The sequence below is a fragment of the Nonomuraea sp. NPDC005692 genome (assembly GCF_040631115.1).
In the GTDB taxonomy this organism is placed as follows: domain Bacteria; phylum Actinomycetota; class Actinomycetes; order Streptosporangiales; family Streptosporangiaceae; genus Nonomuraea.
In genome coordinates this window covers 43,522-63,987 of record NZ_JBEXYU010000047.1, presented here as the reverse complement: position 1 = coordinate 63,987, position 20,466 = coordinate 43,522, and the positions used below count along the sequence as shown (strand labels likewise).

General features: G+C 70.6%; 24 protein-coding genes. 9 read left to right on the top strand and 15 right to left on the bottom strand.

Features of this window, described 5'->3' with window-relative positions:
• Positions 1-66: 66 nt before the first annotated feature.
• Both ABZ459_RS48625 and ABZ459_RS48620 read right to left on the bottom strand, forming a co-directional pair.
• A complete protein-coding gene (locus ABZ459_RS48625; protein ID WP_357986930.1) occupies positions 67-534 on the bottom strand; it encodes a hypothetical protein in 468 nt (155 codons plus the stop codon).
• Between the two features lie 78 nt (positions 535-612).
• Entirely contained in the window at positions 613-1,368 is a 756-nt protein-coding gene (locus tag ABZ459_RS48620) for a hypothetical protein (RefSeq protein ID WP_357986927.1), read from the bottom strand.
• 151 nt (positions 1,369-1,519) lie between these two features.
• On the opposite strand from ABZ459_RS48620, the gene ABZ459_RS48615 reads away from it, so the two are divergent.
• Positions 1,520-2,338, top strand: coding sequence for a nucleotidyltransferase domain-containing protein (locus ABZ459_RS48615; protein WP_357986924.1), 819 nt, complete (start codon positions 1,520-1,522; stop codon positions 2,336-2,338).
• Here the strand turns inward: ABZ459_RS48615 and ABZ459_RS48610 are convergent, their stop codons facing one another.
• Complete coding sequence (locus tag ABZ459_RS48610) at positions 2,339-2,827, bottom strand: hypothetical protein (RefSeq protein WP_357986921.1); 489 nt, start codon at positions 2,825-2,827, stop codon at positions 2,339-2,341.
• 116 nt (positions 2,828-2,943) lie between these two features.
• Here ABZ459_RS48610 and ABZ459_RS48605 point away from each other — a divergent pair, with 116 nt between their 5' ends.
• Positions 2,944-3,408, top strand: coding sequence for an anthrone oxygenase family protein (locus ABZ459_RS48605; RefSeq protein ID WP_357986918.1), 465 nt, complete (start codon positions 2,944-2,946; stop codon positions 3,406-3,408).
• Positions 3,409-3,464: 56 nt separating this feature from the next.
• On the opposite strand, the gene lpdA is transcribed toward ABZ459_RS48605, so the two are convergent.
• Positions 3,465-4,844, bottom strand: a complete 1,380-nt coding sequence (lpdA, locus tag ABZ459_RS48600; protein ID WP_357708034.1) for a dihydrolipoyl dehydrogenase — start codon at positions 4,842-4,844, stop codon at positions 3,465-3,467.
• Between the two features lie 39 nt (positions 4,845-4,883).
• Positions 4,884-5,258: a tautomerase family protein gene (locus tag ABZ459_RS48595; protein WP_352361002.1), complete on the bottom strand. Its 375-nt coding sequence runs from the start codon at positions 5,256-5,258 to the stop codon at positions 4,884-4,886.
• A gap of 18 nt (positions 5,259-5,276) precedes the next feature.
• Here ABZ459_RS48595 and ABZ459_RS48590 point away from each other — a divergent pair, with 18 nt between their 5' ends.
• Genes ABZ459_RS48590 through ABZ459_RS48580 form a run of 3 tightly spaced genes read left to right on the top strand, consistent with a single transcriptional unit; the run spans position 5,277 to position 7,569 of the window.
• Positions 5,277-5,927 carry a response regulator transcription factor gene (locus tag ABZ459_RS48590; protein WP_357986915.1) on the top strand — a complete coding sequence of 217 codons (651 nt, stop codon included), beginning with the start codon at positions 5,277-5,279 and terminating at the stop codon, positions 5,925-5,927.
• 6 nt (positions 5,928-5,933) lie between these two features.
• Positions 5,934-6,986: a quinone-dependent dihydroorotate dehydrogenase gene (locus ABZ459_RS48585; protein ID WP_357986912.1), complete on the top strand. Its 1,053-nt coding sequence runs from the start codon at positions 5,934-5,936 to the stop codon at positions 6,984-6,986.
• A 22-nt stretch (positions 6,987-7,008) separates the two neighbouring features.
• Positions 7,009-7,569 carry a GNAT family N-acetyltransferase gene (locus tag ABZ459_RS48580; RefSeq protein WP_357986909.1) on the top strand — a complete coding sequence of 187 codons (561 nt, stop codon included), beginning with the start codon at positions 7,009-7,011 and terminating at the stop codon, positions 7,567-7,569.
• A 7-nt stretch (positions 7,570-7,576) separates the two neighbouring features.
• Here ABZ459_RS48580 and ABZ459_RS48575 read toward each other — a convergent pair whose 3' ends face one another.
• The 4 genes from ABZ459_RS48575 to ABZ459_RS48560 all read right to left on the bottom strand — a co-directional run bounded on the left by ABZ459_RS48575 (position 7,577) and on the right by ABZ459_RS48560 (position 11,592).
• Positions 7,577-9,169: a beta-N-acetylhexosaminidase gene (locus tag ABZ459_RS48575; RefSeq protein WP_357986906.1), complete on the bottom strand. Its 1,593-nt coding sequence runs from the start codon at positions 9,167-9,169 to the stop codon at positions 7,577-7,579.
• Complete coding sequence (locus ABZ459_RS48570; protein ID WP_357986903.1) at positions 9,166-10,011, bottom strand: N-acetylmuramoyl-L-alanine amidase; 846 nt, start codon at positions 10,009-10,011, stop codon at positions 9,166-9,168. Before ABZ459_RS48570 ends, ABZ459_RS48575 begins: the two co-directional genes overlap by 4 nt.
• Before the next feature lie 131 nt (positions 10,012-10,142).
• Positions 10,143-10,391: a hypothetical protein gene (locus ABZ459_RS48565; RefSeq protein ID WP_125645653.1), complete on the bottom strand. Its 249-nt coding sequence runs from the start codon at positions 10,389-10,391 to the stop codon at positions 10,143-10,145.
• A gap of 208 nt (positions 10,392-10,599) precedes the next feature.
• Positions 10,600-11,592, bottom strand: a complete 993-nt coding sequence (locus ABZ459_RS48560) for a LacI family DNA-binding transcriptional regulator (protein WP_357986900.1) — start codon at positions 11,590-11,592, stop codon at positions 10,600-10,602.
• Positions 11,593-11,873: 281 nt separating this feature from the next.
• Between ABZ459_RS48560 and ABZ459_RS48555 the strand changes: the two genes are divergently transcribed.
• Positions 11,874-12,461, top strand: coding sequence for a TetR/AcrR family transcriptional regulator (locus ABZ459_RS48555; protein ID WP_357986897.1), 588 nt, complete (start codon positions 11,874-11,876; stop codon positions 12,459-12,461).
• Between the two features lie 121 nt (positions 12,462-12,582).
• Here the strand turns inward: ABZ459_RS48555 and bldC are convergent, their stop codons facing one another.
• Positions 12,583-12,786 (bottom strand): developmental transcriptional regulator BldC, encoded by a 204-nt coding sequence (gene bldC, locus ABZ459_RS48550; RefSeq protein WP_013133571.1) that lies wholly within the window; start codon positions 12,784-12,786, stop codon positions 12,583-12,585.
• A 322-nt stretch (positions 12,787-13,108) separates the two neighbouring features.
• The gene (locus tag ABZ459_RS48545; RefSeq protein ID WP_352320456.1) at positions 13,109-13,972 is read right to left on the bottom strand and encodes a hypothetical protein; all 864 of its coding nucleotides are present in this window, start codon (positions 13,970-13,972) and stop codon (positions 13,109-13,111) included.
• 105 nt (positions 13,973-14,077) lie between these two features.
• Here ABZ459_RS48545 and ABZ459_RS48540 point away from each other — a divergent pair, with 105 nt between their 5' ends.
• Positions 14,078-15,157: a Glu/Leu/Phe/Val dehydrogenase dimerization domain-containing protein gene (locus ABZ459_RS48540; RefSeq protein WP_357986892.1), complete on the top strand. Its 1,080-nt coding sequence runs from the start codon at positions 14,078-14,080 to the stop codon at positions 15,155-15,157.
• A gap of 151 nt (positions 15,158-15,308) precedes the next feature.
• Positions 15,309-15,536, top strand: a complete 228-nt coding sequence (locus tag ABZ459_RS48535) for a DUF3073 domain-containing protein (protein WP_357986890.1) — start codon at positions 15,309-15,311, stop codon at positions 15,534-15,536.
• A gap of 91 nt (positions 15,537-15,627) precedes the next feature.
• On the opposite strand, the gene ABZ459_RS48530 is transcribed toward ABZ459_RS48535, so the two are convergent.
• A complete protein-coding gene (locus ABZ459_RS48530) occupies positions 15,628-16,470 on the bottom strand; it encodes an alpha/beta hydrolase (protein WP_357986887.1) in 843 nt (280 codons plus the stop codon).
• 86 nt (positions 16,471-16,556) lie between these two features.
• Between ABZ459_RS48530 and ABZ459_RS48525 the strand changes: the two genes are divergently transcribed.
• Positions 16,557-17,102 carry an ABATE domain-containing protein gene (locus ABZ459_RS48525; RefSeq protein WP_357986884.1) on the top strand — a complete coding sequence of 182 codons (546 nt, stop codon included), beginning with the start codon at positions 16,557-16,559 and terminating at the stop codon, positions 17,100-17,102.
• 32 nt (positions 17,103-17,134) lie between these two features.
• Here the strand turns inward: ABZ459_RS48525 and purM are convergent, their stop codons facing one another.
• From purM to ABZ459_RS48510, 3 genes are read right to left on the bottom strand one after another with little or no spacing between them, the layout of a single operon-like run.
• Complete coding sequence (gene purM, locus ABZ459_RS48520; RefSeq protein WP_357986881.1) at positions 17,135-18,160, bottom strand: phosphoribosylformylglycinamidine cyclo-ligase; 1,026 nt, start codon at positions 18,158-18,160, stop codon at positions 17,135-17,137.
• On the bottom strand, positions 18,157-19,593 hold the full coding sequence (purF, locus tag ABZ459_RS48515; RefSeq protein WP_352361025.1) for an amidophosphoribosyltransferase: 1,437 nt from the start codon (positions 19,591-19,593) through the stop codon (positions 18,157-18,159). Before purF ends, purM begins: the two co-directional genes overlap by 4 nt.
• A gap of 51 nt (positions 19,594-19,644) precedes the next feature.
• Positions 19,645-20,391, bottom strand: a complete 747-nt coding sequence (locus ABZ459_RS48510; RefSeq protein WP_357986877.1) for an SDR family NAD(P)-dependent oxidoreductase — start codon at positions 20,389-20,391, stop codon at positions 19,645-19,647.
• Positions 20,392-20,466: the final 75 nt, after the last annotated feature.

Genomic DNA, 20,466 nt, shown 5'->3' with positions numbered 1-20,466 from the left:
AACGCGCTCGCCGCCCCCGTGATCAGGAACCTGTCGTTCACCGTGGTGCCGGGCCGCCGGGAGCCGTCACTTCGACAGGTAGAGGGTCTTCCAGGTGCCGGCGTACAGGCAGTTCAGGGACGGCTTGGAGCCCTTGCCCTCGGCGCAGACCTTCAGCTCGACCTGGTAGACGTCGTGGTACTCGAAGGAGAACCGCTTGGCGGAGCTGGCGGAGCAGTTACGGATGCTGCGCTCCTTGTTGGGCAGGTTGCTCCCGTCGCGGTAGGTGATGCGGAACACCGCCCAGCCGCAGGAGGAGTCCTTGCGGGTGCGGTCGGTCAGCTTGCCGGAGATCCGCACCACGTCGGCGGTCGGCAGGTCGGCGTGGTCCTCGCCGGTCGCGCTCAGCGAGCCGGTCGCCTTGGCGGCGTGCCCAGGGGCGTAGTAGGGACCCCACGGAGCGGCCGAGGCGGCCTGGGCGGGGGAGGAGGCGAGCGCGACCAGGGCTGCGGCGGCGACACCGGTCAGGACGGCGGCGGTACGGGAGGCGGTCATCGAGGGGTTCCTTCCTCTCTGGGATGACCACACAGTGCATTGGCCCGATTTCAACCGGCTTGCGGGGCCGCTTGCAAGCTAGTTGTATTTGTACTGCCGCGTCGCGACCCGGTGCGAGCCGTTGTAGACCGACGCGCGGAACATGCTGATCGACTGGTCGCCGTGCTCGGCCTTGCCGCAGGTGTTGAGGCCGGCGAGCTGGTGGATCTCGTACCGGGCGGTCGGGTCGCCGGCCACGAAGTACTCGGCGCGCGCCTGGTACTCGTCGGCCCTGGTGTCGCAGGCGAAGACGTACGTGTCGCGCTCGTGGAAGCACACGCTCGCCCCGCCCTTGGTGAACGAGCACAGCTCCGAACGGCCCCGCGCGGCGGCCGGGGTGACGCCGGTGTCGCGCTTGACCGGGTATTTGGTGAGGTTACGGACGGTCTTCCAGCGGCCCACCTTGACGCGGTGGTTGCCCTCGTACACGGCGGCCCGGAACGTCACCGTCTTGCCGATCTCGCGGTTGCCCCGGATCTCGCCCTTGCCGCCCAGGTTGTGGATGACGTACTTGGTGCCCAGGTACTCGTTCAGGTGGTACTCGACGGCGGCGTGCAGCTTGTCGTTGCGGGTGTCCTCGACCCAGATGCCCGGCCGGTCGCTGCCGTCCGGGCCCACGCACACCTCGGCGCCCTTGACCCGCATGCAGGTGGGCTCGGCGGCGGCGGGGGTGGTGGTGGTCAGGGCGGTGGTGGTCACGGGTGCCGGCTCCTGGACCGTGGCGGCGGCCGGGCGGGCCTCGCCCCGGGCCACGGCCCCTCCCGTGGTGAGCGCGGCGGCCGTCATCACGGCCATGGCTACGAGTTTGCGACCTGACGCCACTTCGGTCTCTCCAGTCTCGTGGATCACACACCGGGCTGTGCATGAGTGTGACGCGGGAAATGCCGGAGTGGTTCGGAAATATGCGATTTGGGCCTTCGGTAGGTTGGACGGATGGCGGACTGGCATGCGTGACGAACGGCTGCGGGAGATCGCGGCGAAGCTGGCCGAGGTGCCCGGCGTGGTGGCGGTCGCGCTGGGCGGGAGCCGGGCGCGCGGCACGCACCGGCCCGACTCCGACATCGATCTGGGTCTGTACTACCGGGGGCCGCTCGCCGTCGGCGACCTGCGCGCCCTCGCCCTGGAGACGACCGGCGAGCCGACCGAGGTGACCGAGCCCGGCGGCTGGGGCCCGTGGGTCGACGGCGGCGGCTGGCTCACCGTCGAGGGGTGGCGGGTCGACTGGATCTACCGCGACCTCGACCGGGTGCGCCGCGTCTGGGACGACTGCCGCGCCGGACGGTACGAGATCGGCTTCCAGCCGGGCCACCCGCTGGGCTTCTACTCCCACGCCTACGCGGGCGAGGTCGCGCTGTGCAAGGTGCTGGCCGACCCGTCCGGCGAGCTGGCGGCCCTGCGCGCCGAGACGGCCGCGTACCCGCCCGCGCTGCGCGAGGCGCTGGTCCAGGGGCTGTGGGAGGCCGGCTTCTCGCTGACGACCGCCAGGTACGGCGCCGCCGGACAGGACCCGGCGTACGCCGCCGGCGCGCTGTTCCGCGCGATCGGCGTCGCCTGCCACGCCCTGCACGCGGCCGACGGCGCCTGGCTGATCAACGAGAAGGGCATGGTCGCCGCCGCCGACCGGCTGCCCTCCGCGCCCGCCGGGTTCGGCGAGCGGGCCCAGGCGCTGCTCGCCTCCGTCGGCGGCACGCCGGAGGAGATCACCCGTACGGTGGCCGCCGCCGAACGGCTCGTCGCCGACGTGCGGGCCGCCTGCGGGGTGTGATCAGGCGTTCTCCCTGGCCCTGGCGGGGGCCAGCGTGGTCAGCAGCAGGAGGAGCGCGCTCTGGGCGAGCATGCCGGGCGCGAGCGGCGGGGCCGGGCCGACGGACTTGGTCAGCGCGTACCACCATTGGGTGAGGGGCGAGAGGGTCTGCCAGGTGTCGGCGTAGCGCGGGTCGAAGGCGCCCATGTCATGGTTGGCCGAGATGTGCGCGTACACGCCGTAGGCGGAGGCGAGCAGCACCACCAGCGCGATCCCGCGGACGACCTTGAGCGTGAGGGGCGAGGCGTCCAGGGCGAGCAGCACGAGCGCGGCCCCGAGCGCCAGCAGCGCCACCCAGGGGACGAACTGCTGCCAGGACTGCCAGTGGCGTTCGAAGGCCAGCTCCAGGCCGGCGCCCAGGATGCCCAGCGCGACCAGCCCGAAGAGCCCCAGGCGTACCGTGACGGCGCCGAGCCGTCCGATCTGAGTTTGCGCGTTCGTTGGAGGCACGGGCCCCACGTTGTGCCCCCGGTCTCAGAGACATCTCAGGAATACATGAACGTTCAATGAGAATCGCGGATGGCCCGTCGTTTCCGGACAACTGTGACTTAAGGGATCATAGGGACGTGAGCGTACTCGCGGTCGTCTCCTCGGTGCTCGCCCTCGTCCTGAACGGGCTGATGGCGGGCGTGTTCTTCGCCTTCTCCACCTCGGTCATGCCTGGCCTCGACGCCGTGGGGGAGGAGGGCGCGGCGGCCGCCATGCGCGGCATGAACAAGAAGATCCTGAACCCGGCGTTCCTGTCGACCTTCATGCTCGCGCCCGTGGCCTCGCTGCTCGCCGGCGTGTTCCTGCTGATCGGCGGGGACGGCGGGCCGGCGACGCTCGCGTTCGCGGCGGCCGTCGTCTACTTCCTGGGCTCGATCGCCGTCACGGCCGCGATCAACGTGCCGATGAACAACGCCCTGGAGGCGGGCGAGCTGGCCTGGCGGGCGTACGCGCCGCGCTGGACCCGGTGGAACACGCTGCGCGGCTGGGCCTCGGCGCTGGCCGTGGCGCTGCTGGGCGTCGCCCTGTACGTCTGGGTCTGACCCGGCCGGATGCATCCCGATGGACGAGCACCGGGATGCGCATCCGCGCGACGGGATCACATGTTGATCATGTGGCCCGCGAGGCCGTGGATCGCCTCCTTGACCGCTTCGCCGAGCGTGGGGTGCGCGTGCACGTTGCGCGCGACCTCGTGCACGGTCAGGTCCCACTGCTGGGCCAGCGTGAGCTCGGGCAGCAGCTCGGTGACCTCGGGGCCGATCAGGTGGGCGCCGAGCAGCTCGCCGTGGGTGTTGTCGCTGATGATCTTGACGAACCCGGCGGTGTCGCCCAGGCCGTGGGCCTTGCCGTTGGCCGTGAAGGGGAACTTGGCCACCTTGACGTCGTAGCCCAGGTCGCGGGCCTGCGCCTCGGTGTAGCCGAAGCTGGCCACCTGCGGCTGGCAGTACGTGGCCCGCGGGATCATCACGTAGTCGAGCTCCATGGTCTCGGCGTCGCCGATGGTCTCGGCGGCGATGATGCCCATCGACTCGGCGGCGTGGGCCAGCATGAGCTTGGCGGTGACGTCGCCGATGGCGAAGATGTGGGGCACGTTCGTGCGGCAGCGGCCGTCGACGGCGATCGCGCCGCGCTCGGTGAGCTGCACGCCGGTCTTCTCCAGGCCGTAGCCGTCGACGCGCGGCTGGAAGCCGATGGCCTGCATGACCTTGTCGGCCTCGAGCACCTGGGTCTGGCCGTCGCGGGTGACGGTGACCTTGACCGAGCCGCCGGTGTCCTCGATGCCGTCGACGCGGGTCGAGGTCAGCACCTCGATGCCGAGCCGCTTGTAGCGCTTGGCCAGCTCGGCGGAGACCTCTTCGTCCTCCAGCGGCACGACCCGGTCGAGGAACTCCACGATCGTCACCTTGACGCCGTAGTTGTGCAGCACGTACGCGAACTCCACGCCGATCGCGCCCGCGCCCGCGATGATGATGCTGCGCGGCAGGTTCTCGGTGAGGATCTGCTCCTCGTACGTCACCACCCGCTCCGACAACTGCGTGCCCGGGATAAGCCTGGTGGTGGCACCGGCCGCGATGATGCAGTGGTCGAACGTGATCGTCTCATCGTTGACCTGCAGGGTGTTGGCGTCGAGGAAGGTGCCGCGCCCGTCGTACTCGGTGATGGCGTTCTTCTTCATCAGGTAGTGAACGCCCTTGACCCGGCCGTCGGCCACCTTGCGGCTGCGCTGGAAGGCCGCGCCGTAGTCGAAGCTCACCTCGCCGCTGATGCCGAACGTCTTGGCCTCGTTGTGGAAGATGTGGGCCAGCTCGGCGTTGCGCAGCAGCGCCTTGGACGGGATGCAGCCCACGTTCAGGCAGACGCCACCCCAGTACTTCTCCTCGACGACCGCGGTACGCAGCCCGAGCTGGGCGGCGCGGACGGCGGCCGTGTATCCTCCCGGACCCGCGCCGAGAACGACGACGTCATAGTGAGTGCTCATGACTCGGACCATACCGCCCGCCCCAGTCCACCCTTGACGCTAGACCTCCACCTTGTACGACAGCGTCAGTTCGTCGGCCGGAACGCCCCGGATCCCCCAGTTCACCTTGGGCATCTCGATGATCGTGATCTCCACGTCCTCAGGGTCGTATCCCGACTTTTCATAGATCGACCGGATCAGCGCGCGCTTGGCGTCGTCGCTGCGTCCCGTGAAGCACACGACCTCGATGATCAGGTAGTTCGCGCTGCGCCCGGGGCAGACGAAGTCGTCGGCGTCCAGCAGCAGGAACCGGTGGAACCGCTTCTCCTCGGGCACGCCCCACGCGCTCACCAGGCATGACTGCAGCAGATCGGAGATCTCCCGCTGCCGTCCGCCCCACACGTCACGACGCCCGTAAACCTTCACCTGTGCCATGTCGGCAATATAGAGGGCGTGATCCGCGTACTTCTTGCCGACGACGAGGCCATGATCCGGGCCGGGGTCAAGGCGATCCTCGACTCCGACCCGTCCCTGGAGGTGGTCGCCGAGGCCGGCGACGGCAGACAGGCCGTCGACCTGGCCATCGGCCACCGTCCCGACGTCGCGCTGCTCGACATCCGCATGCCGCGCCTCGACGGCCTGGCCGCCGCGGCCGAGCTGCGCCGCGTCGCGCCCGCCACGGCCGTGGTGATGTTGACCACGTTCGGCGAGGACGACTACATCGCCAGGGCGCTGGAGGTGGGGGCCGCCGGGTTCCTGCTCAAGTCCGGCGACCCGCGCGAGCTGATCGCCGGCATCCACGCGGTCGCCGACGGCGCGGCGTACCTGTCGCCCAAGGTGGCCCAGCGCGTGATCGCCCAGCTCGCCGGCGGCCGGATGGCCCGCGAGGCCGAGGCCCGCGACCGCGTCGGCGTGCTCACCGACCGCGAGCGGGAGGTCCTCGCCCTGCTCGGCGCGGGCCTGTCGAACGCGGAGATCGCCAAGCGGATGCACATCGTGGAGGGCACGGTGAAGGCGTACGTGAGCACGATCCTGACCCGGCTCGACGTGCGCAACCGCGTCCAGGCCGCGATCATCGCCCACGAGGCGGGATTGGTAGCCTGACCCGTGATGTATCGCCTCGTGTTCACGCAGGTCTTGCGGCGTTTCGACGCCGAGGCCGTGCACCGTCTCACCGTTACGGGCCTGGCCGTGCTCGCCCGGCTGCCCCTGCTCAAGCGGCTGTTCCACCGAGCGTTCGCCCCGCACGACCCGGTCCTGCGGGTGACCGCGTTCGGCGTGCACTTCCCCGGCCCGTTCGGGCTGGCCGCCGGGTTCGACAAGGACGCGGCCTGCGCCGAGGCGATCGCCGCGCTCGGCTTCGGCCACGTCGAGGTCGGCACCATCACCGCGCACGCCCAGCCCGGCAACCCGCGACCGCGCCTGTTCCGGCTGGTGGGGCAGCGGGCGGTGATCAACCGGATGGGCTTCAACAACTCCGGGGCCCGCGCCGCCGCCCGGCGGCTGCGCCGTACGCGCGGGGTGCCGGTCGTGGTCGGGGTGAACATCGGCAAGACCAAGGTGGTGCCGGAGTCCGAGGCGGTCGCCGACTACGTGGCCGGCGCCAGGGAGCTGGCCCCGCTGGCCGACTATCTGGTGGTCAACGTCAGCTCGCCCAACACGCCCGGCCTGCGCAACCTCCAGGCGGTCGAGCTGCTGCGCCCGCTGCTGACCGCGGTCAAGGAGGTCGCCGACGCGACGCCGCGTCGTACGCCGCTGCTGGTGAAGATCGCCCCCGACCTGGCCGACGAAGACGTCGACGCGGTCGCCGACCTGGCCGTGGAGCTGGGTCTCGACGGCATCATCGCGACCAACACCACCATCAGGCACGGCGGCGAGACCGGCGGCCTGTCCGGGCGTCCGCTCAAGGGCCGTTCGCTGGAGGTGCTGCGCCGGCTGCGCGCCAAGGTCGGCGACCGCCTCACGCTGGTCTCCGTGGGCGGCGTCGAGGACGTCGACGACGTCTGGGAGCGCCTGCTGGCCGGGGCCACCCTGGTCCAGGGGTACACCGGCTGGATCTACGGCGGCCCGCTGTGGGCCGCCCGCATCCACCGGCAGCTCGCCCGCCGGGTGCGCCGCCACGGCCTGTCCTCCGTCACCGAGGCGATCGGCCGCACCGCCTAGGGCTCCCCCCTATCGTGGAATCGTGATCAATGCCGAGGTGAAGCTCACCGACGACGTCGTCATGCGCGCCGTCGCCAGGTCCGACGCACAGGCGCTGGCCGACGCCTACCGCCGCAACCGCGACTTCCTGCGCCCCTGGGAGCCCCGCAGGCCGGCCGACTTCTTCACCCCCGCGGGCCAGGCCGCACGCCTCGAACGACTGGCCGAGGACCGTGCGGCCGGCTTCGTGATGCCGTGGGTGCTCACGGACGGCGACCGCGTCGTGGGCAGGATGAACCTGAACAGCATCATCCGGGGCGCCGCCCAGAGCGCGTCACTGGGCTACTGGGTGGACGCCGCGTACAACGGGCGGGGGCTGGCCACCAAGGCGGTGCTGGCGGCGTGCCGGGCCGCCGACGAGGACCTTAGCCTGCACCGGGTGGAGGCCGGCACGCTCCTGCACAACAAGGCCTCGCAGGCGGTCCTGCGCAAGGCCGGTTTCGAGCGGTACGGCATGGCCCCCCGCGCCGTCAGCATCGACGGCGAGTGGCAGGACCACGTGCTGTTCCAGCGCATACTCAACGACCGCCCCGCGCCCATGTGACCGCCGGTCAGACGCTCGGCCTGGTCGACTCCGCGTCGTGCGTCATGGCGTCGATGCGCTCCATCACCTCGTTCACCCGCACGCCGCTCGGCCGGTGCGGACGCCGCCGCTGCCACGGGTGCGGGCCCGCGGTCGGCCGGTACTCCACGCCGATCGCGTCGAGCCGCCGCAGGTGCTCCTCCAGCCGCCCGGCGAACCCCTCGCCGCCGGAGCCGGCCCAGGCCACCTCCGCCAGCGCGCACGACCGCGGCCAGAGCCGGTAGTCGACGGTCCGGGGGTCGGGCACGCGCTCGGTCCAGAGCTGGGCCTGCACGCCCATGACGCGCGCCCGCTCCTCGTCCGTCCAGTCGGCGGGGGCCGGGTCGAACGCGGCCACGTCGGCCACCGTGGTGGTGTCGCCGATGGCCATCGGCTCGTCGGCGGAGGCCGCCTCGGCGTAGTCGAAGTAGAGCGGGAACACCGGAGTGGCGACCACGTCGTGGCCCGCCGCGGCGGCGCGCCGCCCGACGCCCATGCCACGCCACGGCATGACCACGGTGTCCTGGCGCAGCCCGCCGCTGACGAACGCCTCGTCCCACACCACGGCCCGCGCGCCGCGCTCGGCCAGGGCGTCGGCCAGCTCGCGCAGGAACCACGCCTGCAGGTCGGGCACCGTGGACAGCCCCAGCGACTCGCGGTAGGCGGTGATCTGCGCCGACTGCGCCCAGTGGTCGAGCACCACCTCGTCGCCGCCGATGTGGAAGAAGGGCACCTCGCCCAGCGCGCCGATGATCTCGTCGAAGATCGTGATCAGGAACTCGACGGTCGGCGGCAGCGGCGACAGGATCGCCGGCGAGATGCCCCACCGGTCGAGCACGTCGTAGGGCTCGCCGGTGGCGCCGAGCGCCGGGTAGGCGGCCAGGATCGCCGAGGCGTGCCCCGGCACGTCGATCTCGGGCACCACCGTGACGAACCTGGACCGCGCGTACGCGCCGATCTCGGCCAGGTCCTCCAGCGTGTAGTAGCCGCCGTGCGGGATGTCGTCGTACGCCTCCGGCTCGCGGTAGTAGTTGGTGGCCGTGCGCGGCCGGTGCGAGGACACCTCGTGGAGCAGCGGGTACGCCCGGCTCTCCACCCGCCAGCCCTGGTCGTCGACCAAGTGGAGGTGCAGCCGGTTCAGCTTGTGCACGGCCATCAGGTCGATCAGCCGGAGCACCTCCCGCTTGGGGGAGAAATGCCGGGCCACGTCGAGGTGCAGCCCCCGCCAGGCGAACCGCGGTGCGTCCTCGATGCGCACCCCGGGCACGGGCCACGACGCGCCGGCGGCGAACCGGTAGGAGGCGTCCGGCAGCAACTGGTGCAACGACTGCGCGGCGTAGAACGCGCCCGCCGCCCCGCCGGCGACGATCTCGACCCCACGCGACCCGGTGGTCAGCCGGTAGGCCTCCTCGCCGAGCGCGGGATCCTGGCGTACCTCGATCTCGCCCGAGTCTCCCGGGCGCAGGTCGAGAAGGGGCAGCGCGCGACGTACCGCGTCCGCGTACGGACCGGCGACGGTCGCGCCCGAGGTCAGCTCGAAGGAGCCGGAAAGATCACTGAGCAGCTCTGGGCGAGGAATCATGCTTCGAGATAGTGCTGCATCCCGTTCGCGAGTGCCAAGGCGATCCGCTGCCTGAACTTCGGATCCTGGAACTTGGCCGCGTCGGCCGCGTTGCGCATGTTGCCGCACTCGACGAAGATCTTCGGCACCGTCGAGAGGTTGAGGCCGCCGAGGTCGTTGCGGAAGCTGAGCGCCTTGCTGCCGACGTAGGTGGAGTAGGGCAGGCCCGTGCCCTTGGCGAAGGCGTCGCGTACGGCCAGCCCCAGCTCGGTGGAGGGCGCCACGACCTTGTCCACCGGGCCGTTGATCTTCTTCGGGATGATCACGTGGAACCCGTGGCCCGCCGGGGCGGCGCCGTCGGCGTGCACCGAGATCGCGGCGTCCGCCTTCGCCTTGTTGCCGATCGCGGCCCGCTGGGTGATGCACGGCCCGACGCTCTCGTTGTCGGACCTGGTCAGCTTGACGGTGGCGCCGCGGCCTTTGAGGATCTTGGCCATGCGGTTGGAGACGTCCCAGGTGAAGGCGGCCTCGCTGTAGCCGTTGTTGGTGGCGGTGCCGGTCGTGTCGCAGGCCTTCCACTGCGTCAGCACGTTGACCTTGCGGTTGATGGCCTTCGGGTTGCGGTAGTTGCCGCCGTTGTGCCCGGGGTCGATGACGATGACCTTGCCGGCGAGGGGTTTGGCGCCGGGCGGCGCCTGCTGCGCCGTGGCCGTCTCCGTCGGCCCGTCCTGGACGGACGCCTTGTCGGGCCCCTGCGCGGTGGAGTGGGCCTGACCTGCCGCGGCGCCACCAGGCTCGGTGCCGCCGCACGCGGAGGCGATCAGGCCGCAGACGGCGAGGACGGTGGCTGGTAGAGCACGCATGAGCTCCAACTTACGTGAAGCCACGCGATCAGGCCCGTATCAACAGCAATCCTGCGAGTCGGCCCGCGATCCCACCGAAGTGCCGGATGGGGACCGCTGCGACGGTCCGCCTGGCGGTTTCGCCGTCCGCTTCACCACACGTGCTCGCCAACCTCCTGCCGTTCGAGCAGGGCGGCCAGCTCCCGCGCGTCCTCGGCGTCGAGGCCGAGGACGACGCGGGGGCGGCCCCACGGATGGTCGAGGGAATGCGCCACGTAGCTGGCGACGGACTCGGCGCCGACGTCGGTGCCCCGCCCCCTGCCCGCGCGCCAGTGCCCCCAGGCGCGTTCGAGCTCGGCCGCCGCGCGCTGGGCGCAGGACACCAGTTCTGGATCACGCATGACTGTCCCCCGGATCAGATCGTGACCGAACCAGATTCGGCCACAATTAGCATGACCCTGACGAGTAAACCGCCGTCCGGCGACGCTGCCGTACGGCTTGACCCAGGCTTTGGGCGGGCTTGCTGACGAGAGACCTGCGCATTGGCCCGCCGTGCCATTGCGGTGCCCGGTAAAGGCCCGCAACGGCAGCGCAACCGGCACATATCCCTCAGGCGGGTCCCGTGCTGCGGCGCACGATCAGCTCGGGTTGGATCTCGCGCAGCCGGGCGCCCTTGGCCGGCTCGCCTATCCTGTCGCTCAGCAGCGCGGCCGCCGACCTGCCCATGGCGCGGCGCGGCTGGTCGACCGAGGTGAGCGAGATGTGCCGTGAGGCCGACAGGTGGGTGTTGTCGTAGCCGACCACGGACAGGTCGTCCGGCACCCGCAGCCCCAGCTCGGCCGCGGCGGCCAGCACGCCGAGCGCCACCACGTCGTTGGCCGCGAACACGGCCGTCGGCCGCGGGTCGCGGGTCAGCAGGGCGATCGCCGCCGCCCGGCCGCCCTCCTCGGTCGCGTCCGCCGCCTCGACCATGATGTACGGGGCCAGCGAATGCCTGCGCATCGCCACGAGGTAGCCCTCGCAGCGCGAGGACCGGGGGCCCTCGATGTGCGCGATCCGCTTGTGCCCGAGGTTCACCAGGTGGTCGATGGCCAGCCGGGCGCCGAGCTGGTCGTCGTCGACCACGATGTCGACGCCGTCGAGCTCGATGTCACGTTCCCCTACGACGACGGTCGGGGTGTAGGCGGTGGCCTCGATCAGCGTCTCGCTGGTCGGCGCGATGCCTAAGAGCACCAGCCCGTCGACCCGGAGCTCCAGGAAGGCCTCGACGGCCTCGTCCTCGAACGCCGGGTCCCACTGGCTGTTCCCGATCAGCATGCGCAGCCCGTCGCCGTGCAGGCTCTCCTGCAGGCCGTCGAGGAACTCGGCGTAGAACGGGTTGTGCAGGTCGGCGACGAGCGCCCCGACCAGATGTGTACGTCCTTCCACCAGGCTGCGCGCGACGGCGTTCGGCCGGTAGCCGAGCTCGCGCGCCGCCTGGAGCACTGCCTGCCGCCGGTGCTCGCTCACGTGCGGGGATCCGCGCAGCACGAGTGAGACCAGCGACTTCGAGACGCCGGCTCGCTCGGCGACGTTGCGGATGGTGGGTCGTGGCCGAGGCAATGGGTCTACCTCGCGGAGCTCGGCGATGGTTGAAGTGTTGACGGGCGGTCCTGACATGTGTCTCCCCCGCGATGCGGATATGGGCACCTGTCTCACCAAACGATCGAGTAAGCCACAGGGTACGGCTTCGGGTTAGGGAAGCCTGATATTGACCCATTCGCCACACGTCCGCTATTGGGCACGTCGTCGGATACTGTGCAGGTGTGACACCCGGGAAGTCAGCCGAGACGGCACGCCCCGCACGCCGAAGGCTGAGCGTGGACCGCCGTCGCGAGGAGCTCATGGCGGCTGCGCTGGAGCTGTTCAGCACCCGTGACGCCGAGGACGTCTCGATCGACGACGTCGCCTCCGCGGCAGGCGCCTCGCGGGCGCTCGTCTACCACTACTTCGGTGGCAAGCAGGAGCTCTACGTGGCCGCGCTGAGGAGCGCGGCCGAGCAGCTGGAGTCGCGGTTGCGTCCGGCCGAGGGCGGCAGGCCGCTCGACGAGCTGGCCGCGGGCCTCGGGCGTTACTTCGACTTCGTCGAGGAGCACGCCGCCGGCTTCGCCGCGCTGCTGCGCGGAGGGCCCGCCAACCGGGCGGGCGAGGTGGGGGAGATCGTCGACGGCGTGCGCCGGAGGCTGTTCCGCCTCATCCAGAAGCAGATGCGCGTCGAGGATCCGAGCCCGGTGCTGCGCACCACGCTGCGCTCGTGGATCGCCTCCGTGGAGACGGCCGGTCTCGACTGGCTGGAGCACCGCGACGTCGAGCGGCCGATCCTGGAGAAGATGCTCGTCGACCACATGGTGGCCCTGCTGGGCGTGGCCGCCGCCTACGACGGCGAGGTCGGCGAGCTGCTCGACGTGCTCACCGGCGAGCAGCTGGCGTAGCGGGGGAAGAGTGGCGCCGGGCGGGCGACGCCAACTTCCCCGTGCGACGTCACGTCGGTGGACCGGGCAAGCGTACCTGGTCCACCCTCAACCCCCCTGAGGTTCGTGACGACCCTTGCGACTACTCGGAACGCTGCTGCGGAATGCCCGCCAGCAGTGCGCGAACCTCGGTCTCCCGGTAACGCCGATGACCGCCGAGGGTACGAATCGACGTCAACTTGCCCGCCTTGGCCCACCGCGTAACGGTCTTGGGGTCGACCCTGAACATGGTCGCGACCTCAGCGGGCGTGAGCAGCGGCTCGGCCTCGGGTGTACGAGCTGACATTTGTGCGGCCTCTCCTCCGTGTGGACCGGCTTAGCGATCCTGTGACTGCCTTTGCGCGTGTCACGGATGTCCCCCTATGGCGCAGAGCGTGCGGCTTTTCTGAGCCATATGCGGCATCACCCGATGTGACCATACCGCCACGCAGAGCGATTGGCGAGCCCTTCTTTGACCCAACTGCCCGCCCCCATGGCGATGTCACGCTCGGTGATTCTAGCGACACGGTTCGTGGTATCGCAGTGAAAACGGCAAACTACTCAGTTCGCAGAAGAGAGCAGCCGCGAGACGTGACCTACTCATGCAGGTCAGACGGTTGTTTTGGGGGTCAGTTGGCAGATTCCAGCTGTTGCATTGACTTCCACCGAAGGATGACGCGCTGGTACATGGCATAGGCAAGTTCTTCTTGACCCGTGTCCAGACCGGTCAAAGCGGCAGAAAGCTCAGCAACCGACTGGTCGGCCTGGAGGGCGTCGTCGTTCATCAGGTGGACCAGGCCGCCGTAGTCGAGCTCGACCAGCGAGTGCGGGTGGAACTCCTCCAGCCAGCGCGCGATGTCCTCCACGTCGAAGTTGGACGACGCGTCGCCGAGGTGCCGGCGCATCACGTTGAGGGCGCGGGCCGCGCGCCTCCTGGCCTGCGCCATGGAGGTGACGTAGATGAGGTTGCGGCCCGTAGTGGTCGTCACGTCCTGTCCCGGGGTGGAGGAGCCGAGCACCAGCCAGCGCTCGTTCCCATCAAACGGCACGAACCACGATGGCGGCACATGCCACGCCGTGGTGCGAATGTGCGTACGCAAGGCGGACGAACCGGCCCGGCGCTTGAACCGGTCGAAGTCGTCGGCCGTCTGCTCGGCGATGGCCTTGGGCACGAGCCGGTCCATCAGCTTCACGGGAGTGGCGCCACGGAGCCTTGAGAAGGCCAGCCACGACCGCAGACGGGTCTGCCAGGGACATACGTACAAACGGTCCTCAACGCGCCGCAGATAGGCATTGGGGCTCTCCTGGGCGGGAACCGGCTGAGGGGGCATGCCGAGCAGGCGCATGACCGACTCGCTGTGCTCCGCGTTGAGCGCGTTCGCCCGGCGCGGACGGTCGCGTGAGTCGGCGTAGTCGGCCCACAGCTTGCGCTCGGACTCGGCGAACGCGGTCAGTGGCTCATAGACGCGGAGGTAGGCGGCATAGGGCAGCACGGAGGCATCGTGTCACGAAGAGCACCTGCGCGCACCGTTGGGCTTACTAGTCTGAGAGTGACCTCCGCCGCGAAGGAGCGGTGGACCGGACAGGGAGTCACTACCGTGACCGACGTCTTCGGCACGTCCCACAAGGACGTCCACGAGCAGGTCGTCTTCTGCGCCGACGAGCAGAGCGGCCTGCGTGCGATCATCGCCGTCCACAGCACGGCCCTCGGGCCCGCGCTCGGCGGCACCAGGTTCTATCCGTACGAGAACGAGCAGGCGGCCCTGGCCGACGTGCTCAATCTGGCCAAGGGCATGTCCTACAAGAACGCCCTGGCCGGCCTCGACCTCGGCGGGGGCAAGGCCGTCATCATCGGCGACCCGGCCAGGGTCAAGAGCGAGGCGCTGCTGCGCGCCTACGGCAGGTTCGTCGAGTCGCTCGGCGGGCGCTACATCACCGCCTGCGACGTCGGCACCTTCAGCGAGGACATGGACGTCGTCGCCCGCGAGTCCCGCCACGTCACCGGCCGCACCCTGGCCCACGGCGGCGCCGGCGACTCCTCCGTCCTGACCTCGTTCGGCGTCTTCCAGGGCATGCGCGCCTCGGCCGAACGGGTCTTCGGCACGCCGTCGCTGCACGGCAGGCGGGTCGGCGTCGAGGGGGTCGGGAAGGTGGGCCATCGCCTGGTCGACCTCCTGCGCGAGGACGGCGCCGAGGTCGTGATCTGCGACGTCGACCCGCGGGCCGTCGAGCGGGTGCGCCTGCGGCATCCGGAGGTCGAGGTGGTCGCCGACGCCCAGGCGCTCACCACGTCCGACATCGACGTCTTCGCGCCCTGCGCGCTGGGCGGCGCGCTCGACGACGCCACGGTGGCCGGTCTGCGGGCGAAGATCGTCTGCGGCGCGGCCAACAACCAGCTCGCGCATCCCGGCGTCGAGAAGCAGCTGGCCGACCGCGGGATCCTGTACGCGCCCGACTATGTGGTGAACTCCGGCGGCGTCATCCAGGTAGCCGACGAGATCGAGGGCTTCAGCATGGACCGGGCCAGGGCGAAGGCGGCCCAGATCTACGACACGACTCTGAAGATCTTCGGGATCGCGGCGGACGAGGGCGTTCCTCCGGCTGTGGCAGCGGATAGGCTAGCTGAGCGCAGAATGTCGGAAGTCGGGCGTATTAGGGCCATTTGGCTGGGCCACTGACGCCCCACGCCCATACGACGTACCGAGCTGGGCACAAAACAGGTACGGTAATAGGCGAACGATAGGCTGACGTCCAAAGTCAGGCGGCGTCAGTGTGTGGTGCGTTAGCGACGAGGGGTCGGGGACGACCCCACACGAGGGGGTCGAGCCAATGGGGCGCGGCCGAGCAAAGGCCAAGCAGGTCAAGGTTGCTCGCCAGCTGAAGTACAACAGCGGTGGCACGGATCTTGACCGTCTGCGCGACGAACTCGGGGTCAGCGACTCCGGCAACGACGACGCCGACGACCTCAACGATGAGCTGGCGGATCGCTATGCCGATTACGCCGATGACTACGGTTCCGGGGACGACGAAGACGGCCGTTCTTCCGGCCGCCGATAGCCGTTCTTCAGAGTGACGTGGCCGAGGGTCCGGCATGTGCCGGATCCTCGTTCATGAGCGTCGGGCCCCACGGGCAACCGTGGGGCTTTCGTCACGCTTGCGTGCGGTCGAGAAAGCCCGCGACCAGCGGTGCGATCTCGGGAAGCTTGTCCTCCAGCGCGAAGTGCCCGGTGTCGAGCACGTGCAGCTCGGCGTCCGGCAGGTCCCGCAGGTAGGCGTGCGCGCCCGGCTCCGGGAAGAAGGCGTCGTTGCGGCCCCACACGATCAGCGTGGGCGGCCGGTGGCGGCGCAGCCATGCCTGCCAGTCGGCGTAGAGCGCGAGGTTGGAGCGGTAGTCGAGCGCGAGCGCGAGCTGGGCTTCCCGGCGTCCGGGCAGGTCCAGGAAGTGCTGGTCGAGGGTCCATCCGTCGGGTGCGACGCCTGAGACGTCCGACGCGCCGCCCTCGTACTGGCCGCGCGTGACGGGCAGGGTGAACAGGTCGCCCAGGCTCTCCGCGGGCGCGTGGACGGTGGTGCGCGCCAGGTCCGACAGGCCCTCGTCGTAGGCGTTGGCGTTCTGGACGATCAGGCCGGCGATCCATTCGGGGTGCCTGGTGGCCAGGCGGAAGCCGACGGGGCCGCCGAAGTCGAAGGCGTACCAGACGAAGCGGTCGAGCCCGATCTTCTGCACGAAACCCTCGACCACGTCGGCCAGGCGGTCGAAGGAGTAGACGAAGTCGCCGGGGGCCTCGGTGTGGCCGAATCCGGGATAGTCCGGCGCGATCAGGCGGTAGCGGGTGCCCAGGGCGTCCATCAGGCGCCTGTACTGGTGGGAGGCCGAGGGGAAGCCGTGCAGCAGGAGCACGGGGATGCCGTCGCGCGGGCCCGCCTCCCGGTAGAACACCTGCACGCCTTCCACGTCCACGAAACCGTGGCGGATCTGTGGGATCTCCATGCCTAATGCCTTTCTCGCACAATGATGCGTTAGTTATAGCGAGCAGGCTTCTAACGCGTCAAGGGGGAGATGTAGCATTAGGACTCATGGAGTTCCTGATCGGTGAGCCGCTCGCGCTGGACCTGGTGAACACCCGGGCCCAGGACTTCGACGTCCTCGACACGCCCGAGATGTTCGGGAAGTGGCTCGATCGTCAGGCGGGCCGGCTGACCTCGGTCCGGGGGCCGTTCACGGCGGACGACCTGGGCGTGCTCCGGGAGCTGCGGGCGCACGTGGAGGCCGCGGTCGACGCCGTGCGCCGGGGGGAGAGGCCGTCCGGCGAGGCGGTCGGTGCGCTCAACGACGCGATGCGCGCCGCGCCCGCGTACGGGCATCTCGACGTCATGGACGGCGGGCTCAGCAAGGGCGCGCGCAGGGACGGTGACCGGCTCGCCCGCCTGCTCACGCAGCTCGCCGAGGCCGCGGCCGACCTGCTCACGGATCCGGCGGCGAGCCGGATCCGGGCCTGTGAGGGGCCCCGGTGCCGCATGATCTTCCTGCCCGCCCACCCCCGGCGGCGCTGGTGCTCACCGGAGCTGTGCGGCAACCGGGTGCGCGTCGCCCGCCACTATCAGCGGCACAAGCCTGTTTGAACGGGGGCCGGGCCGAGCCGGCCCCCTTCGGATCAGCGGTAGCGAGCCTGGCCCGAGCCCTGGACGATCTCGCCCAGCACCCACGCGTCGAGACCGCGCTCGGCGAGCAGCCGGATCGCCTCGTCGGCCGAGCCGGGCGCCACCACGGCCGCCATGCCCACGCCGAGGTTGAACGTACGGTCCATGTCCTGCTGGGCGATCCGCCCGTGCCCGGCCAGCACGCCGAAGATCGCCGGCGGGGTCCAGGACGACCGGTCGAGCAGCGCGTCGAGGTGGCCCGGCAGCGACCGCGACAGGTTGGCCTCCAGGCCGCCGCCCGTGATGTGCGCGAAGGCGTGCACCTCGGTCGTGCGGGCCAGGTGGAGGCAGTCGAGCGAGTAGACGCGGGTCGGCTCCAGCAGCTCCTCGCCCAGCGGACGGCCCAGCTCGGGCAGCACCGCGTCGAGCGACAGCGACGCCTCGCGCAGCACGTGCCGCACCAGCGAGTAGCCGTTGGAGTGGATGCCGGAGGAGGCCAGCGCGAGGACCACGTCGCCCTCGCGGACCCGGTCGGGGCCCAGCATGGCGTCGGCCTCGACCACGCCGGTGCCGGCTCCGGCCAGGTCGTACTCGTCGGGGCCCATGGCGCCGGGGTGCTCGGCGGTCTCGCCGCCGACCAGCGCCGCGCCGGCCAGCCGGCAGCCCTCGGCCACGCCGCCGACGATCTCGGCGACGCGCTCGGGCACGACCTTGCCGACGGCGATGTAGTCGGTCATGAACAGCGGCTCGGCGCCGCAGACCACGAGGTCGTCGAGGACCATGCCGACCAGGTCGATGCCGATCGTGTCGTGCTTGCCGTAGCGCTGGGCGATCATGACCTTCGTGCCCACGCCGTCGGTGGAGGAGGCGAGCAGCGGACGCCGGTAACGCAGCAGCGCCGAGGCGTCGAAGAGCCCGGCGAAGCCGCTGGCGTCGTCGACCACCTCCGGCCGGCGGGCCCGCGCCACCTTGTCCTTCATCAGGGTGACGGCGCGCTCGCCCGCCTCGATGTCGACGCCGGCGGCCTCGTAGGTACTCACGCTTTGCTCTCCAACACGAACTTGCCCACGTTGTCCTGGTCGATGGGGATCGGGTACGAGCCGTCGAAGCAGGCCCGGCAGAGCCGCTCGGCGGGGATGGTGGTGGCCTTGGTCAGGCCCTCCAGGGAGATGTACCCCAGCGAGTCGGCGCCCAGCGAGGCCCGGATCTCCTCGACCGACAGCGAACCGGCGATCAGCTCGGCGCGCGTCGCGAAGTCGATGCCGTAGAAGCACGGCCAGGCCACGGGCGGCGAGGAGATGCGGACGTGCACCTCGCGCGCCCCCGCCTCGCGCAGCATCTTCACGATGGCGCGCTGGGTGTTGCCGCGCACGATCGAGTCGTCGACGACCACCAGGCGCTTGCCCGCGACGACCTCGCGCAGCGGGTTGAGCTTGAGCCGGATGCCGAGCTGGCGGATGGTCTGCGAGGGCTGGATGAACGTGCGGCCCACGTAGGAGTTCTTCACCAGGCCCTGGCCGTAGGGGATGCCGCTCTCCTCGGCGTAGCCGACGGCGGCCGGGGTGCCGGACTCGGGCGTGGGGATGACCAGGTCGGCCTCGACCGGGTGCTCGCGGGCCAGCACGCGGCCGACCTCGACCCGGGTGACCTGCACGCCGCGGCCCGCGATCGTGGTGTCGGGACGGGCGAGGTAGACGTACTCGAACAGGCAGCCCTTGGGGTCGGGCAGGGCGAAGCGGCGGGACCGGACGCCGTCCTCGTCGATGGTGAGCAGCTCGCCGGGCTCGATCTCGCGGACGAAAGTGGCGCCCACGATGTCGAGGGCCGCCGTCTCCGAGGCCACCACCCAGCCGCGCTCCAGGCGGCCCAGGACCAGCGGGCGGATGCCCTGCGGGTCGCGGGCCGCGTAGAGCGTCTTCTCGTCCATGAACACCAGCGAGTACGCGCCCTTGACCTGCGGCAGCAGCTCGGCCGCAGAGTCTTCGATGGAACGCGTGCGATCCTGGGCGAGCAGCGAGGCGAGGACCTCGGTGTCGGTGGTCGCCCGGGTGGAGCCGGGAGCCAGGCGCTCGGCCAGCTCCGGCGTGTTGATCAGGTTGCCGTTGTGGGCGAGCGCGAGCCCGCCGACCTCGGTGGAGCTGAGGGTCGGCTGCGCGTTCTCCCACACGCTCGAACCCGTGGTGGAGTATCGGCAGTGGCCGATGGCCAGGTGGCCGCGGAGGGTGCCCAGCACCGACTCGTCGAAGACCTGGGCCACCAGGCCCATGTCCTTGTAGACGAGGATGCGGCTGCCCTCGCTGACCGCGATGCCCGCGGACTCCTGGCCGCGGTGCTGCAACGCGTACAGCCCGTAGTAGGTGAGTTTGGAAACTTCCTCGCCTGGTGCCCAGACGCCGAAGACACCACAAGCGTCTTTGGGTGCGCGGTCGTGGGGGTCCAGGTCATGGCCGAGCCGGCCGTCGCCCTTCAGCACATGCCTCAGTTTAGGTTGCGGGTCTCCGTGCTCGCACACCCGGGTGCTCCATCAGCCGGCGTGGGAGGATCTGCCGGCGTTGGATCCGTCGCGGACGAACTCTCCTGTGACGTTGCGGTTCGCCGCAGATCCGAGGAAATGGATCAGCGCCGCCATGTCGTCGGCGGTCGAGAGCCGGCGGCTCGGCGTGCGGGCCGCGATCCGGTCGAGGGCCTCCTGGGTGACCGGGCGCTCGGCCTCGGTGATCGTGAGCCCGGCCACGGCCACGTTGACCAGCACGCCGTCCCGGCCGGCCTCCCAGGCCAGGGCGCGGGCCATGCCGTGCAGGGCCATCTTGGCGGTGCCGTACGGGCCGGGGCCCGGCTGGCCCTCCTCGGCGGCGCCCGAGGAGACGAAGACGATCCGGCCGAAGCCGTTCCGCCGCATCCCGGGCAGCACGGCCTGGACGAGCAGGGCGTTGCCGACGACGTTCGCGTGCAGGGCGGCCGTCCATTCGGCGGCGGGGACGTCCTCGAAACTCATGCTGTTGGGCATGATCGTGCCCCAGCGGACGGCGTTGAGCACGAGGGCGTCCACCGGGCCCGCCTGGGCGGCGGCGGGCGCGATGGTGGCGTGGTCCTCCAGGTCCAGATGGACGGCCGCCGCCTGCCCGCCCGCCTCCTCGATGCGCTTGACGACCTCTGCGGCGCGGCCGGGGCCGGTGTTGTAGGTGATGGTGACCCGCGCGCCGGCCCTGGCGTAGGCGAGCGCGGTGGCGGCGCCGATGCCGGAGGAGCCGCCGGTGATGAACGCGTGCATGGGAATGCCTCTCTTGATTAGCCGACTAATTAGCCAGCTAAGTGGCTACCGGCGCCTGGAGGCAAGGGGGTTTCG

Coding starts and splice junctions, on each gene's coding strand:
- ABZ459_RS48595 (WP_352361002.1), bottom strand. CDS start 5,258: ATGGCACAGGTGAAGGTTTACGGGCGTCGTGACGTGTGGGGCGGACGG.
- ABZ459_RS48555 (WP_357986897.1), top strand. CDS start 11,874: ATGGCGGCTGCGCTGGAGCTGTTCAGCACCCGTGACGCCGAGGACGTC.
- ABZ459_RS48575 (WP_357986906.1), bottom strand. CDS start 9,169: ATGATTCCTCGCCCAGAGCTGCTCAGTGATCTTTCCGGCTCCTTCGAG.
- ABZ459_RS48530 (WP_357986887.1), bottom strand. CDS start 16,470: ATGGAGATCCCACAGATCCGCCACGGTTTCGTGGACGTGGAAGGCGTG.
- ABZ459_RS48585 (WP_357986912.1), top strand. CDS start 5,934: ATGTATCGCCTCGTGTTCACGCAGGTCTTGCGGCGTTTCGACGCCGAG.
- ABZ459_RS48625 (WP_357986930.1), bottom strand. CDS start 534: ATGACCGCCTCCCGTACCGCCGCCGTCCTGACCGGTGTCGCCGCCGCA.
- ABZ459_RS48535 (WP_357986890.1), top strand. CDS start 15,309: ATGGGGCGCGGCCGAGCAAAGGCCAAGCAGGTCAAGGTTGCTCGCCAG.
- lpdA (WP_357708034.1), bottom strand. CDS start 4,844: ATGAGCACTCACTATGACGTCGTCGTTCTCGGCGCGGGTCCGGGAGGA.
- bldC (WP_013133571.1), bottom strand. CDS start 12,786: ATGTCAGCTCGTACACCCGAGGCCGAGCCGCTGCTCACGCCCGCTGAG.
- ABZ459_RS48615 (WP_357986924.1), top strand. CDS start 1,520: ATGCGTGACGAACGGCTGCGGGAGATCGCGGCGAAGCTGGCCGAGGTG.
- ABZ459_RS48525 (WP_357986884.1), top strand. CDS start 16,557: ATGGAGTTCCTGATCGGTGAGCCGCTCGCGCTGGACCTGGTGAACACC.
- ABZ459_RS48565 (WP_125645653.1), bottom strand. CDS start 10,391: ATGCGTGATCCAGAACTGGTGTCCTGCGCCCAGCGCGCGGCGGCCGAG.
- ABZ459_RS48620 (WP_357986927.1), bottom strand. CDS start 1,368: ATGGCCGTGATGACGGCCGCCGCGCTCACCACGGGAGGGGCCGTGGCC.
- ABZ459_RS48510 (WP_357986877.1), bottom strand. CDS start 20,391: ATGCACGCGTTCATCACCGGCGGCTCCTCCGGCATCGGCGCCGCCACC.
- ABZ459_RS48570 (WP_357986903.1), bottom strand. CDS start 10,011: ATGCGTGCTCTACCAGCCACCGTCCTCGCCGTCTGCGGCCTGATCGCC.